11 protein-coding genes, 1 tRNA gene and 1 pseudogene are annotated in these 12,887 nt (G+C 71.9%); 5 read left to right on the top strand and 8 right to left on the bottom strand.

The features are described 5' to 3' along the window. Position 1: 1 nt before the first annotated feature. A complete protein-coding gene (locus tag ABIA35_RS42235) occupies positions 2 to 3,397 on the bottom strand; it encodes a PAS domain-containing protein (protein ID WP_370361721.1) in 3,396 nt (1,131 codons plus the stop codon). 381 nt (positions 3,398 to 3,778) lie between these two features. Between ABIA35_RS42235 and ABIA35_RS42230 the strand changes: the two genes are divergently transcribed. From ABIA35_RS42230 to ABIA35_RS42220, 3 genes are all read left to right on the top strand, one after another. Continuing rightward, positions 3,779 to 3,869: transfer RNA gene (locus ABIA35_RS42230), tRNA-Ser, on the top strand. 212 nt (positions 3,870 to 4,081) lie between these two features. Next, positions 4,082 to 4,654 (top strand): class IV adenylate cyclase, encoded by a 573-nt coding sequence (locus tag ABIA35_RS42225; protein ID WP_370361720.1) that lies wholly within the window; start codon positions 4,082 to 4,084, stop codon positions 4,652 to 4,654. A gap of 172 nt (positions 4,655 to 4,826) precedes the next feature. Next, positions 4,827 to 6,431: an alkaline phosphatase family protein gene (locus tag ABIA35_RS42220; RefSeq protein WP_370361719.1), complete on the top strand. Its 1,605-nt coding sequence runs from the start codon at positions 4,827 to 4,829 to the stop codon at positions 6,429 to 6,431. Positions 6,432 to 6,468: 37 nt separating this feature from the next. Here the strand turns inward: ABIA35_RS42220 and ABIA35_RS42215 are convergent, their stop codons facing one another. The 5 genes and pseudogenes from ABIA35_RS42215 to ABIA35_RS42195 form a co-directional block, all read right to left on the bottom strand. Further along, positions 6,469 to 7,497 carry a carbon-nitrogen hydrolase family protein gene (locus ABIA35_RS42215; protein ID WP_370361718.1) on the bottom strand — a complete coding sequence of 343 codons (1,029 nt, stop codon included), beginning with the start codon at positions 7,495 to 7,497 and terminating at the stop codon, positions 6,469 to 6,471. Between the two features lie 166 nt (positions 7,498 to 7,663). After that, entirely contained in the window at positions 7,664 to 8,677 is a 1,014-nt protein-coding gene (locus ABIA35_RS42210; RefSeq protein WP_370336624.1) for a DUF2804 domain-containing protein, read from the bottom strand. Positions 8,678 to 8,737: 60 nt separating this feature from the next. Next, entirely contained in the window at positions 8,738 to 9,052 is a 315-nt protein-coding gene (locus ABIA35_RS42205; RefSeq protein WP_370361757.1) for an oxidoreductase C-terminal domain-containing protein, read from the bottom strand. Positions 9,053 to 9,067: 15 nt separating this feature from the next. Continuing rightward, positions 9,068 to 9,229: pseudogene (locus tag ABIA35_RS42200) on the bottom strand (rubredoxin); the annotation flags it as partial. Further along, a complete protein-coding gene (locus tag ABIA35_RS42195; protein WP_370361755.1) occupies positions 9,226 to 10,170 on the bottom strand; it encodes an alkane 1-monooxygenase in 945 nt (314 codons plus the stop codon). The gene ABIA35_RS42195 and the pseudogene ABIA35_RS42200, both read right to left, overlap by 4 nt. A 122-nt stretch (positions 10,171 to 10,292) precedes the next feature. Between ABIA35_RS42195 and ABIA35_RS42190 the strand changes: the two genes are divergently transcribed. Then, the gene (locus ABIA35_RS42190; protein ID WP_370361754.1) at positions 10,293 to 10,604 is read left to right on the top strand and encodes a DoxX family protein; all 312 of its coding nucleotides are present in this window, start codon (positions 10,293 to 10,295) and stop codon (positions 10,602 to 10,604) included. Here ABIA35_RS42190 and ABIA35_RS42185 read toward each other — a convergent pair. Continuing rightward, positions 10,518 to 11,516 carry a LysR substrate-binding domain-containing protein gene (locus ABIA35_RS42185; protein ID WP_370336626.1) on the bottom strand — a complete coding sequence of 333 codons (999 nt, stop codon included), beginning with the start codon at positions 11,514 to 11,516 and terminating at the stop codon, positions 10,518 to 10,520. The two genes, ABIA35_RS42190 and ABIA35_RS42185, sit on opposite strands and share 87 nt — an antisense overlap. A 193-nt stretch (positions 11,517 to 11,709) precedes the next feature. On the opposite strand from ABIA35_RS42185, the gene ABIA35_RS42180 reads away from it, so the two are divergent. Continuing rightward, entirely contained in the window at positions 11,710 to 12,207 is a 498-nt protein-coding gene (locus ABIA35_RS42180; RefSeq protein ID WP_370336628.1) for a hypothetical protein, read from the top strand. 15 nt (positions 12,208 to 12,222) lie between these two features. On the opposite strand, the gene ABIA35_RS42175 is transcribed toward ABIA35_RS42180, so the two are convergent. Next, positions 12,223 to 12,828: a DNA-binding response regulator gene (locus tag ABIA35_RS42175; protein ID WP_370336630.1), complete on the bottom strand. Its 606-nt coding sequence runs from the start codon at positions 12,826 to 12,828 to the stop codon at positions 12,223 to 12,225. Positions 12,829 to 12,887 lie beyond the last annotated feature (59 nt).

Below are 12,887 nucleotides of genomic sequence, written 5' to 3'. Positions count from 1 at the left end.
CTCAGTCCACGATCTTGCCCATCAGGTCGCCGATCCGCTGCGCCGGCTCCGGCCCGACCTCGCGGTCCACCAGATGCACCAGCGCCTCGCCGGTGCGAAGCGCGCGCAGCGTGTTGGGATCCGTTATGGCCGCCGGAACGGTGTAGAGGACCATCGGAGCCAGGTGCAGCCGCTCGTACGTCCGCAGCCAGTCGACCACGCCGGACCGCCGCCGCTTGACCAGCGACATGTCCATGACGATCAGCTGCGGATGCTCGGCGACCATGGCCGCCATCGCGTCGTTCTCGCTCGGGGCCTGGATGACGCGCATCCCGTCGCGCTCCAGCGAGATCGCGAAGCTGGCCGCAAGATCCGGGTTCTCCTCGATCAGCAGCACCCGCGGGGCCGGCACCTGCTCCGGTGTCAGAGCCCTGAGCAGCGCGGACGGGTCCGCGCCGCGCCGTGCCGTCGCGGACATCGCCGCGGCCGGAACCGCGCCGAGCCCGGCGGTCACGAACAGCGGGATGCCGGAGTCGGCCGCCGCCGCGCGCAGCGTGTGCAGCGCGGCCCGCGTCACCGGGACCCCGACCGGGTCCGCCAGCAGGGCCACCGGCCGTGTCGTCCCGGTCTCGCTCAACTGCGCGGGCGCCTTCAGTGCGGTGGGCGCGTAGCCCTGGGAAGCCAGCACCTGCTCGGCTCCGGCCTCGGGCGTCGGCCAGACCAGGAGCGTCGGCGGGACCTCGCGGTCGGCACCCGGCGCCGGCCACGCGTCCACACCCGCCGGATCCGGCTCCTCCGGGTTCGGCCACGCCTGCGGCTCGCCCGCCGCCGGCTTCGGGGCCGCGAAGGGCGACGGTGCGAGCGCGCCGAACGGCGAGGCGTTGCCGGCGTCGGCCAGGAACGGCGCGGGCGGCTGGGATTGCGGCGGGGATGGCGGCTGGGCCTGCAAGGGGGCCGGCAACGGGGCCGGCGGCTGCGGTGCGCCGGTTCCGAACGCCGAACCCTGCACCTCGCCGAACGGCGACGGGGCCGGTGCCTTGTCGCTCAGGAAGGGCGCGGAAGGCTGCAACGGCGCGGGCGGCTGCAAGGACGCGGATGCCTGCGCGGCGACCGGCGGGAACCCGACACCGGGGAAAACCTCGTCGTGGGCGTTGAGGTTTCCCCCGTCGGAGTGATGTCCGCGCCGTCCGCCGGCCGTGGCGCTGGACGCGGACGGGTCGCCGCCAGGGACCTCGTCGCGGAACAGCGGCTGCGCCGGGTCCGGACCGTACAGGCTCCCCGATCCGACCGCGCGCGGCCCGCCGAAGCGCGAGTCGCCGCCGTCGAGTTCGCGGAACATCGAGTCGCCGTAGAGCGAGGCAGCCTGCTGCGCCTCCGGGGTGAAGTTCCCCGACGTGGCCAGCGCCGCTTCGTCCTGGTACGAGCCGGACGTGCGCAGCATCGCGTCGGCCGCGGGCTCGACGTGCTGGATCAGGTAGTTGTCGGAGGTCTGATGCTGTGCGGCCCGCCGGCGTCCCCGGGGAGCCGCCGACTCGGTCGGCGCGGATCCGGCCGCCGCTCCCGGCCCCGGTGGCGCCAGCCCACCCGAGCCGTTGGCCGCCGACGCCGCGCCGGTTCCGGCCGACGAGCCCGACGAGCCGGCCGAGGCGGACGAGGCACCGGTCGGGACCGCGAGCGCCTGGCCGAAGCCGAGCTCCTCCATCGGCGCGATCTGCCGGGGGATGGTGGTCGTCGTGGCGGCCGCGGAGTCGATGCGCCGCCGGCTGCCGTGGTTGCCGGCTCCGCCGGGTCCGCCCTGCATGCCGGACGGGTCCGCGGGCTCGATCTCCCGGACGATCGGGATGATCCGCGTCTCCTCGACCAGGTTGCGCGAGGCGGCGGGGGCGCCGGAGGCCAGCTCGTTCTCGCCCTCGGGCCCGACCGGCAGCTCGATCACATAGGTGACGCCCTTGCCGTCCACGCGGTGCACGGTCAGCTGGCCGCCGTGCCGTTCCACGACGGTGCGCGCGAAGCTCAGGTGCTCGGGCACGCCGGCGACCTCCGCGCCGCGCACCTCGATGCGGGCGATGGGGCCGCGCCGGGCGGCGGCGACCACGACCGTGGAGCCCGGGGGAGAGGCCTGGACCGTGTCCACGAGCAGGTGGCGGACCGCCTGCGTCATGCGTTCGGCGTCGATCACGACCTCGGCCGGGCCGGTGTGCACGGCCAGGTCGATGCCCGCCGCGCCGGCCAGGTCGGTCGCGGCGTCGGTGGCCGCGTGCACTATCCGGCCGAGCTCGGCGGGGCGCTTGCGCAGGCCCGTGGGGCCGGCGGCGGCGTCGAGCAGTTCCTCGACCAGGCGCGCGGCCTCGGCGAGCTCGGCGGTGACGTGGGCCAGCTGGTGCCGGGCCGAGGGGGTCAGGGCGTCGCCGGAGTTGGCCAGGCGGGCCAGGCCGTTGCGGGCCGCGTCGAGCGGGCGTTGCAGGGCGCTGAGCGACTCGCCGCCCACGCCGGCACCGGCGCCGTTGGCCCCGATCATCGCGTTGAAGGCGCCCGCTCCGTTGAAGGCCCCTGCTCCGCTGAACGCGCCGACGCCGGGGTGGCCGTTGTTCTGCTGGGGCGTCGGGATCGCGGGCAGCCGGAAGCGCGAGAGGTCGACGAAGGTGACGACCGCCCCGACCAGGGCGTCGTCCTCCATCACCGGCGCCGTCGAGAGCTCGACCGGCACCGCGCCGCCGCCCTTGGCGACCAGGTGCAGCCCGGCCTCGCTGCCGAGACGGTGCTTGCGCCCGGTCCGCAGGGTGTCGGCCACCGGCGACGGCTCGCCCGGGGCGGACCCGCCGATCAGCGCGTCGAACTCCAGCCCGCCGAGCTCGGAGGCCCGGTACTTCAGCACCCGCGCCGCGGCCGGGTTGACCAGCACCACGCGTCCGCCGGTGTCCACCCCGACGATGCCCTCGCTGGCGGCGCGCAGGATCAGCTCGGTCTGCCGCTGCTGGCGGCGCAGCTCGGCCTCGGCGTCGGCGGTCCCGGAGACGTCGCGGACCACCACGACCTCCAGGCCACCGTGCCCGGCGGGCAGGAAGGAGCGCACGACCTCGGCCGGGAACCCCGACCCGTCGGCGAGCTTGGCGACCATCCGCGTGGGCACCCCGGCATCCCCGCCGGACACCGAACCCACCCCGGCCTCACCGGGATCGGTCCACACCCCGGCGGTCGGGTCGGGCGAGGCGACGCGCGCCAAAGCCGTCCCGAACCCGGACAGAAGATCAGTGACAGGCCGGCCGACCAACGGCGCACCCGGCGCCTCGAACCAGCCCACAGCCACGGCGTTCGCGTTGACCACACGACCGCCGCCGTCGACGAGCAGCAGCGCCTCGGGCAGCGAGTCGAGTATCGCCGCCAACCGGGCGACACCCCGCACCGGTGAACGGTCCATCCAGCCGTGGCCCTCCTCGTGGCGTGCGTCAGGCGCCACTACCCCGGCGAGCGACAGGTACTCGCCCCCGGGCCCACCATCCCGTCCCACGCCGCGACCAGAGGCGACGGCAGAGGAAGAAAAGGTGGCGATGGTCACCGATAGGCGACTATCCCACAAGCACCCCGAGCCCGTCTCCCCCGCCCGCGAGATCCCGGCGCGCCGCCCCGTGCCCCGGCGCGCCACGGGCCCCGTCGCCCGCCAGGTCGCCGAGCGTGCCCGGCACCAGGGCCGCGACCAGGTCCGGGAGCACGGAGCCAAAGGCTTTTGTCTACGGTGAGACGACCGGGTACGCTATCGGCGACCGTACAACCGCCGGTGATCCGGCGGGGGTGGGTTATTGGAGGCGTCGCCTAGTCCGGTCTATGGCGCCGCACTGCTAATGCGGTTTGGGGCTTAAACCCCATCGAGGGTTCAAATCCCTCCGCCTCCGCCCTTGGGGTCCTTCGCTGTCAGCGAGGGGCCTCTTTTGGTTGGTCTTTTTTCGGCGACCGAATCCCGCGCGAAGTCCACTCGGTCGTGTGACGCCGGTTCCGTCACCCCCTCGCGATACTCGAACACCCAGGAAAGGTTTCCGCCGCCCGCATCGGGAGATGACCGAGACGGCCGAACACTTCGCCTGGGAGGACGAGGGAACGCGCGATCATGCCGATCGAAGCTGAGCTGAAGGCCCGCGTCCGCGACGTGCCCGCGCTGCTGGCCGCGCTGGACAAGCGCGCCGAGCGCAAGTCGGCCGTGTATCACGACCGCTACTTCGACAGTCCTGATGGAACCTTCGCGTCGGCCGGGCATGAGCTTCGCATCCGGACCGTCGAGACCGATGCCGGTGTTCGGAATCTGCTGACGTTCAAGAAGCCCACGCATGACGCTGCCAGCGGGTCCAAGCCCGAGTACGAGACCACCGTCGGCGATCCTGATGTCGCCGAGTCGATCGTGCTGGGGCTCGGGTACCGGCCGATGATCGCCTTGTCGAAGCAGTGCTCGAACTATCGGTGGCGCCAGGGTGGGCGCGATCTGTTGGCGACCGTCGTCACCGTGGCCGAGATCGAGGGGACGTTCGTCGAGTTGGAGACCGTCGCCGAGGCCGAGGCGGATCTGTCGGCGGCGCTGGATCTGGCCCGTGCCGCGCTGGTGGAGCTGGGCATCGCCGACCATGATCTGACGACTGAGCTCTACACCGACGCGGTCGCGGCGGCGACCAGGGCGCCTGCGGCATAGCCGCGATTCCGCTTCCATCTGCGTGGGCCGTGGCCGCCGGCGGTGTGCCGGCGGCCCCTTTTCACCGGATCGTCGCCGTTTCGACCGGTCGCAGAGCTTGTCAATACGCCCCGGATCGTTAAGTTACTGACGCGTAGCGCTGCCATCGGAACCGTCAGCAACGGAGGACTCCATGAGCGACCCATCCGCACGTCCGGAAAAGCCCGACTTCAGCCGCCGGGACCTGATCGCGGGATCCGCCGGTGCGCTCGGTGCGGCCGCGCTGGCCGGTGTCGGGGCGAGCAGCGGGCACGGGCAGCCCAGCGACGCGCAGAAGAAGATCCTCGACACCGCCTTGGCGGCCTCGGCCAGCGGTGCGGCGAGTCTGAGCGACGTCGAGCATGTCGTGGTCCTGATGCAGGAGAACCGCTCGTTCGACCAGTACTTCGGGACGCTGTCCGGCGTGCGGGGGTTCTCCGACCCGGCGGTGCCGACGCAGACCGTCGGCGGGACCGAGTACCCGGTGTTCGACCAGTTCGGGTTCGCGCCCGGCATCGGCGCCTCCGCGACCGGGTATCTCCAGCCCTTCCAGCTGGTCAGCAACCCGCCGCTGGAGAACGGGCAGACCACCAACGACGTCTCGCACAGCTGGGCCACGCAGCACCAGAGCTGGAACAACGGCGCGATGGACTCCTTCGTCACCGCGCACCTGGCCGCCGACGGCGCCGCCAACGGCCCGGTGACCATGGGCTACTTCACGCGCCAGGATCTGGCGTTCTACCACGCGCTGGCCGACGCCTTCACGATCTGCGACGGCTACCACTGCTCGGTCCTCGGCCCGACCGACCCCAACCGGCTGATGCTGATGTCGGCCTCGATCGACCCCGAGGGCGCGCACGGCGGCCCGGTGGTCGAGACGTTCGGCAACCGGATCGGCGAGACCGGCAAGCTGAACTGGGAGACGATGCCGGAGCGGCTGCTGGCGGCCGGGGTGGGCTGGAAGGTCTACAACGACCCGATCGGCCTGCTCGCGCTGAGCCCGCTGCCGTACTTCAAGAACTACGACAACCCGTTCTCCATCACCGGCCTGGAGCTGATAGGCCGCGGCCTGACGCCGAACTACCCGAACGACTTCAAGGCCGACATCGCCTCCGGCAAGCTGCCGGCGGTGTCGTGGATCATCCCGCCGGTCGCGCAGTGCGAGCACCCGGCCGCGCCGCCCTACTACGGCGAGTACTTCGTCCAGGAGGTCCTGGCCGCGCTGGTGTCCAACCCGGAGGTCTGGGCCCGGACCGTGGTGTTCGTGGTCTACGACGAGAACGGCGGCTTCTTCGACCACGTCGCCCCGCCGACCGCGCCGGAGGGCACGGCCGGGGAGTGGCTGGCGACCCTGCCCTCGGCCGCCGGCGGCGTGGACGGCCCGATCGGGCTGGGCTTCCGCACCCCGGCGCTGGTGATCTCACCGTTCAGCGCAGGCGGCTACAAGTACTCCGGCACCCTGGACCACACCTCGGTGCTGCGCTTCATCGAGACCCGCTTCGGCGTCGAGGTGCCGAACCTGTCGGCCTGGCGCCGCGGCGTGACCGGCGACTTCACCGGGGCCCTGAACCTGACCGCGCCGGCGAACCCGGCGTTCCCGACGCTGCCGGTGGTCTCCATCGGCGACACCTCGGTGGCCGAGCAGGCGGTGCTCAACGCGCTGGCCGGCACGTTGGACGTCGGGATTCCCTATCCGCTGCCGACGTCCAACAGCATGCCGGCGCAGGAGAGCACGCCTGCTCGGCCGAATGTTCCCTAGCGGCTAGCCGGCCTGTTCAGGCTGTCCGGGCATCGCGTTAGAAGGCGGTCCGCGCTTCACTGCGCGGATCCGCCACCACCCGATGCTCCTCGTACAACCCGCCGCGCGCCTCCTGCCGCCAGGGCCGGGCGTGGCGCACGGCGATCTCGACCTCCGCCGCGCCGTCGTCGATCTCCCCGATCGCGACGGCGGCCGCGGTGGACGGCTCGCACCGCGCCGACCACGTCCCGTCCGGCCCGAGCAGGCCCGAAGGCGTGACAGCACCCAGCGCCGCGGGCGCCGCGAACGCCACCCACATGCTGTTCACCGCTGCGAGGCCCTGTGCCTCGGTCGCGAAGGACTGCGACTGTTCCGACGGGCCGGGGCCGGTCGTCGCGAACAAGACACAATCCACACCCTGCTGTTCGTATGCCGCGAACAGCTCGGGATAGTGCACCTCCATCCCGAGCAGGCAGCCGAAGCGCACGCCGTCCACGTCGAAGGTCACCGTCGTCGCCCCCGGCGCGTACATGTACGTCACCTTGGTCTTGGACAGCAGCCGCTCGTCGTACCGGCCGGCCACCTCGCCGCGATCGGAGATCACGTACAGGCTGTTGTGCGGCCGGTTCGGCGGAGTCAGCCGGTGCACGGAGCCGAGCACCGTCCACAGCCGCAGCTCCCCGGCCAGCGCCGCGATCTCGCCCAACTCCTCGCGCAGCACGTCCCACTCGAACCTGGACCAGTCCGAAGGGCCCACCTCGTCCGGGACGGACGACATCACCCGCTTGTTCGGCGCGCACATGGCGCCCTCGGGGAAGAGCACGAGCCGCGCGCCGGCTCCGTGCGCCTCCCGCATCAGCTTCCGTACTTGGCCTCCAGCGCCCCGCAGCCCCGCGACGTCCCGCGGGTCGTCGACGAGCGTGGTCTGCGCGACCGCCACCCGGATCCGCTTGTGGTCCGGCTTGTGTTCCGACATGCCAGCTCCTCCTGAAGCTGTCCGGAAGTGCCGAAGGGCAGCGGTGTAGGACTCGCCGGTCCTGGCGGCGCGGGCACGCACCCGCTGTTTGAACTTCTTGTTCGCTGTCATCCTCGGCCTTCCACGCCCCGAGCGGTGATCCCCCAGCGATCCGCCCGGAACGGCGGCACCTCGACAGCGACCTGAGACGGTGGGTCCCTTTGCCTCCGGTGTCAGGCCGTGCTGGGGACGGCCGTCGGAGGTTCGGCGTAGGCCACGCATCCCGAATACTACCGGCTCACATCCGCGCGTCCATGCTTTCGCAGACGCCGTGCACGTCCTTCACCACGATGACGCTTCCGTCCTCGGCGCGCAGGGTCCCGGCGTACCGGCCGAACATCTGGAAGTAGTCGATCGCCACCACCCCGAGCCGGTGCCGGACCGTCTTGCGGCCCTCGGGGGTGAAGACGACGTCCAGCCGGCCGTCCGCCGACGTGATCAGCCACGGCGCGGTCGAATCCCCGCCCTGCTTGTGGAAGCGGACATCGGCCAGCGCCTCGCACGTCCCCGGCGTCCACAGGCACGACTCCTCCGGCTGCCCGATGATCTCCGGCCGGTTGACGAAGTTCGCCCCGACCGGACCGTCCTCGGTCGGCATGGCGAACGTCCCCCAGACCCAGCGGGTCCGGTACGGGAGCAGCGACCGGTGCTCGTCGAGGACGGCCAGGTCGCGCTCGGGGGAGAAGGCGACCGAGGTGTCGCCGAACTGGAGCGTCCCGGAGACCGGGTACAGCGCCTTGTGCGTGTACATCTGGCCGCCGGGCAGCCGCGAGCTCACCGACAGCGGCGCGCTGGCCGCGGTGGCGTCCAGCGTGAGGTCGGCGGTGATCGCCGGTGCCTCCCCGGTCGCGGCCACGTCGACCTTGATGTGGTGCCGGCCGGTGTGCTCGGAGAAGTCGTAGGCGACGTGGTAGCCGGGGCGGTCGATCGCGCAGCTGTTGTCCATCAGGTTGTGCGGCAGGTTCAGCGAGCCGCCGCGGGCGTTCGCGGCGTGCTGGTGCAGGACCGTGGCCGTCCGGTCGTAGACGTAGATCTCGGAACTGGCCAGGTAGTGCGCGTCCTGCAAGATCAGTGAGGAATGGACCTCGGGGTGCAGCAGCGTGAATCCGACCCATTCCTTCAGGCGCAGCCGACGCCGCGCCCGCGCCAGGCCCTGATACTCGGCCAGCGGGTCGACCACGGTGGGCCGGGCCGGCAGCCGGCCGTAGCGTCGGATGCCGGCGACCACCAGGCGGTCATGATCAGCAGCCATGGGCGATATGTTTGCCCCGGTACGGCCGCGCGTCAAGATGTTCTTGAACTCTGCGCGATCTCAATCCATCGCCGCCAGCGCGAGCTGCCGCAAAGCCCGGAATTCCGCCGGCCGGTTCATCGCCACGACCGCGACCACCTTCCCGCGCCGCCGGAAGACCACCGAGGCGTCGCGCGATGCCGGGTCGCCGTGGACTTCGTGCTCGGTGGCCAGCTCCGGGCGGCCGCAGACCTGGATGGTCACGCCGTGCTGGTCCGACCACGACCATGGCAGGCGCGGATAGGGCGTCAGCTCGCCGGCGATGGTCTTGGCGGCCGCCGCGCCCTGCTCCATCGCCTCGTTCCAGTGCTCGCCGCGGTGCCGTCCGCCGTGCAGGGTGTCGTCCCGCCGTTCGAAATCGATCTTCTCCCGGACCCCGCAGTCCGGGCACGTCCAGTCGTCCGGCACGTCCGGCACGTCCGGCCACGCGGTGCCGGCCGGGAAGCCTTCGCGGGGGTCGCCCCGGCGCTCGTCGTAGACGTAGTCGCACACAGGGCACTGATACGCGCTCACGCCTGCGCCCCGTACTTCGCGATCAGCTTGTCCCGCTTGCGCGGCTGGAGGTTCGCCTGCCGCACGTCGCCCTCGAAGTGCGCCAGCACCCTCGCGTCCATCACCCTGCGCCACAGCGGCGGGACGTAGGCCAGCACGATCACCGTGGCGTAGCCGCTGGGCAGCTCCGGGGCGTCGTCGAAGTGCCGCAGCGCCTGGTAGCGCCGGGTCGGGTTGGCGTGGTGGTCGCTGTGCCGCTGCAGGTGGTAGAGCAGCACGTTGGAGGCGATGTTGTTGCTGTTCCAGCTGTGCCGGGGCGCGCAGCGTTCGTAGCGCTCGCCGTTCTTCTGCCGCAGCAGGCCGTAGTGCTCCAGGTAGTTCACGACCTCCAGCAGGGAGAAGCCGAACACCGCCTGGATCAGCAGGTAGGGCGCGGTCTGCACGCCGAACACGGCGATCAGTGCGGCGAAGACCGCGACCGACATCGCCCAGGCGTTGAGCACGTCGTTGCGCAGCGTCCACGGCTTGCGCCCCGAGCGCTCCAGCCGCGCCTTCTCCAGATGCCAGCCGGAGCGGAAGCTGCCGGCGACCGAGCGCGGCCAGAACCGGTAGAAGCTCTCGCCGAGCCGCGAGCTGGCCGGGTCCTCGGGCGTGGCCACGCGGACGTGGTGGCCGCGGTTGTGCTCGATGTAGAAGTGCCCGTACAGGGTCTGCGCCAGCGCCACCTTCGACAGCCAGCGCTCCAGGTCGTCCTTCTTGTGCCCGAGTTCGTGGGCGGTGTTGATGCCGATGCCCCCGACGGTGCCGACGCTGACCGCCAGCCCGATCGCGTCCACGGTGTCCAGGCGGCCGGTGGACCAGATCCAGGCGGCCGTCGCCAGTCCCGCGTACTGCAGGGGCAGGTACAGGTACGTGCACCACCGGTAGTAGCGCTGGCTCTCCAGCCTGACGGTCAGCAACATCGTGCAACCGGTCGACTCGCCGGAGCGCACCGCGGAGCGGATCGCGCGGATCGTCACGCGCGTGGCGCTGCTGCCCGACGACGAGTGAGACCGACGGCTTCGCTTGTGTCGGCGTTCCGGATATTCGCGGCGCGCGAGGTTGCGGCGTCCAAGCCCTGCTCGCTGCGCTGTTCCTGCTGTCCGGGGCGCTGAAGTCGACCTGGTCGAAGGGCCGCCTCATCGCCTCCGGTCAGACCGGCGTCACGCCGTTCCCGCTTTCGGTGCTCCGGTTCGCAGCGGTCTGCGAATTGTTCGCCGTCGCCGGCCTGATCCTCCCACGGGCTACCGGGATCGCGCCGGTACTGACGTCAGTGGCCGCGGCCGGGCTCTGCTGTGTCATGGTCGGTGCCATCAGCGGTCACAGCTACCTGCTGGTGGCGATCGGCCGGGCCTGAGTCGGGCTGCCAGTAGCGCACCGGGTCCCCGCAGTGCGCCAGTATCTGTTCGGCGAACACCGGCAGCAGCGGGTTGTCGGCGTCGTGGCGCCAGGCCAGTGACACCTCGGCGATCGAGCGGACCGGGGTGACCGGCGGGTAGGCCAGGCCGGGGTAGCGGCCGGCCATGCCCGCGCCGGTCAGCGCCACCGCTCCGCCGGCGACGGCGAACGCCATGGTCAGCGGGTCCTCACAGTGTTCGGCGATGTCCGGGGTGAAACCGGCGTCGTGGCAGGCCTGGAGGCAGCGGTCGTAGGTGAGCGGCATCCACACCCGTCGGAAGGCGACGAAGCGTTCGCCGGCCAGGTCGGCCAGGCGCAGGGTGCCGTCCGGGCGCAGTGCGGGATGGTCTGCGGCGACCACGGCGATCAGCGGGTCGCCGCGCAGGGGTGTGATGACCAGGCCGTCCTCGGGCTCCTCGGCGATGCGGCGGTAGAGTGCGACCTCGACGTCGCCTCGGCGCACCGCCGCGAGCTGGTCCTGGGACGGGATCTGGCGGATGCGGAAGCGCGCCTCGGGCACGATCGCGGCGAGGGCGCGCAGCGTCGGATGCAAGATGTCCCAGAAGCCGCCGACCACCACGCCCACCCGGAGCCGGCCGGTGCGGGCCGAGGCCAGGCCGAGCATCGCGTCGGAGGCGTCGTCGACGGCGGCCAGGACGCGGAGCGCGTGGCGGAGCAGCTGCTCGCCGGCCGGGGTCGGCCGGGTCGGGCCGGCGGAGCGGACGAACAACGGTGTGCGCAGCTGGTGCTCCAGGGCCTTGATCTGCTGGCTCAGTGCGGGCTGCGAGACGTGCAGATGCCGCGCCGCCTCGGTGAACGACCCCAGCTCGGCGATGACCGCGAACGAGCGCAGCAACCGGACCTCGATCATGCCCCGACCCCTCCGCCCCCGACCCCTCCGACGCGGCCTGATAAGCGGCGCTTATGCACCGGCCCGGATCAAGTATTGGACCGCCCGCGCGGCACCGGCGCAACCTTGGACCGGCGGCCGGACGTCAGTTCCCACTTTCCAGGACAAGCAGGACAAGGGAGAGACAACAGTGGCGCGTACCAGGAGAGCGGCGATGGCGATCGCGGCGGGGGCGTTGTCGGCGGCGTGCTGGGGGATGCCGTCCGCGCAGGCCGACGCGCCTGCGAACGGAGCGCATGTCGACGCGACTTTCGAAGGCGTCTTCACCTACCACGCCTGCCCGGCCGGCGACGCGGCCGGCGATTTCTGCCTGTCGGACACGCTGACCGGGGCCTCGCTGCCCGGCGTCGGGCCGGTCGTCGGCCACTTCGAGGTCGACATCCACTACGGGGCCTTCGGCACCGCCGACTGCGGCCCGATCGACAAGCACGGCGACTTCACCGCCGCCGACGGATCGACGATCCACATCGACGCCGCCGGCACGCTGTGCAAGACCCCGGGCACCGCAGAGTACGTGTACGTGGTGACGGGCGGCACGGGGCGCCTGCGCCACGCACACGGCTGCGGCGTGTGGCAGATCCCGGTCGCCGACGCGTACGTCAGCGGTGGTGGCTGGGGCAAGGAGATCCTGACCGGCAGCCTGCACGTTTAGGGATCTACTTGCCGACTAGATCAGCCCGGCCTCGGTCGCGATCCGGATCGCGTCCACCCGGTTGCGCGCCTCCAGCTTCGCGATGCACTCCGTCAGGTAGTTCCGCACCGTCCCGGCCGACAGGGCCAGCCGGACTGCGATCTCCTCGATCTCCGCGCCGGTCGCGGCCGCGCGCAGGACGTCCGTCTCGCGCGGGCGCAGCGGGCTCGGGCCTTGGCGGAGTGCGGCCAGGGCGAGCTGCGGGTCGACGACCTGCTCGCCGGCGGCGATGCGGATGATGGCGTCGGCCAGGGTGTCCGGCGGTACGTCCTTGGTGAGGAAGCCGGCGGCGCCCGCGTCGAGGGCGCGGCGCAGGAGTGCGGGGCGGGCCAGGCCGGTGAGGATCAGGACCTTGCAGCGGGGCGAGGTGCGGGCCAGTTCGGCGGCGGCGGTGATGCCGTCCAGGCCGGGAAGTTCGATGTCGAGGACGGCGACGTCCGCGTCGTGCTTCGCGACCGCCGCTGCCACCTGGTCGCCGGCGGAGACCTCGGCGACCACCGTGATGTCGCCGCGCAGTTCCAGCAGCTCGCGCACGGCCTGCCGCAGCAGGGCCACGTCTTCGGCCAGCACTATCCGCACCATGAGCTGCTCCCTCGTTTTCTCACACACGAGGGTATGAGAATCTCATACCCGGGCTGGGA

It is taken from the genome of Catenulispora sp. MAP12-49 (assembly GCF_041262705.1).
Classification (GTDB): domain Bacteria; phylum Actinomycetota; class Actinomycetes; order Streptomycetales; family Catenulisporaceae; genus Catenulispora.
Note: the sequence above shows the minus strand (reverse complement) of the source record. Positions and strands in the feature narration are given on the sequence as shown.

Bases quoted from the DNA above. Each gene is read 5' to 3' on its own strand.
- ABIA35_RS42235 (WP_370361721.1), bottom strand. From the start codon at position 3,397: ATGGACCGTTCACCGGTGCGGGGTGTCGCCCGGTTGGCGGCGATACTC.
- ABIA35_RS42220 (WP_370361719.1), top strand. From the start codon at position 4,827: ATGAGCGACCCATCCGCACGTCCGGAAAAGCCCGACTTCAGCCGCCGG.
- ABIA35_RS42185 (WP_370336626.1), bottom strand. From the start codon at position 11,516: ATGATCGAGGTCCGGTTGCTGCGCTCGTTCGCGGTCATCGCCGAGCTG.
- ABIA35_RS42215 (WP_370361718.1), bottom strand. From the start codon at position 7,497: ATGACAGCGAACAAGAAGTTCAAACAGCGGGTGCGTGCCCGCGCCGCC.
- ABIA35_RS42225 (WP_370361720.1), top strand. From the start codon at position 4,082: ATGCCGATCGAAGCTGAGCTGAAGGCCCGCGTCCGCGACGTGCCCGCG.
- ABIA35_RS42195 (WP_370361755.1), bottom strand. From the start codon at position 10,170: ATGTTGCTGACCGTCAGGCTGGAGAGCCAGCGCTACTACCGGTGGTGC.
- ABIA35_RS42210 (WP_370336624.1), bottom strand. From the start codon at position 8,677: ATGGCTGCTGATCATGACCGCCTGGTGGTCGCCGGCATCCGACGCTAC.
- ABIA35_RS42175 (WP_370336630.1), bottom strand. From the start codon at position 12,828: ATGGTGCGGATAGTGCTGGCCGAAGACGTGGCCCTGCTGCGGCAGGCC.
- ABIA35_RS42180 (WP_370336628.1), top strand. From the start codon at position 11,710: ATGGCGATCGCGGCGGGGGCGTTGTCGGCGGCGTGCTGGGGGATGCCG.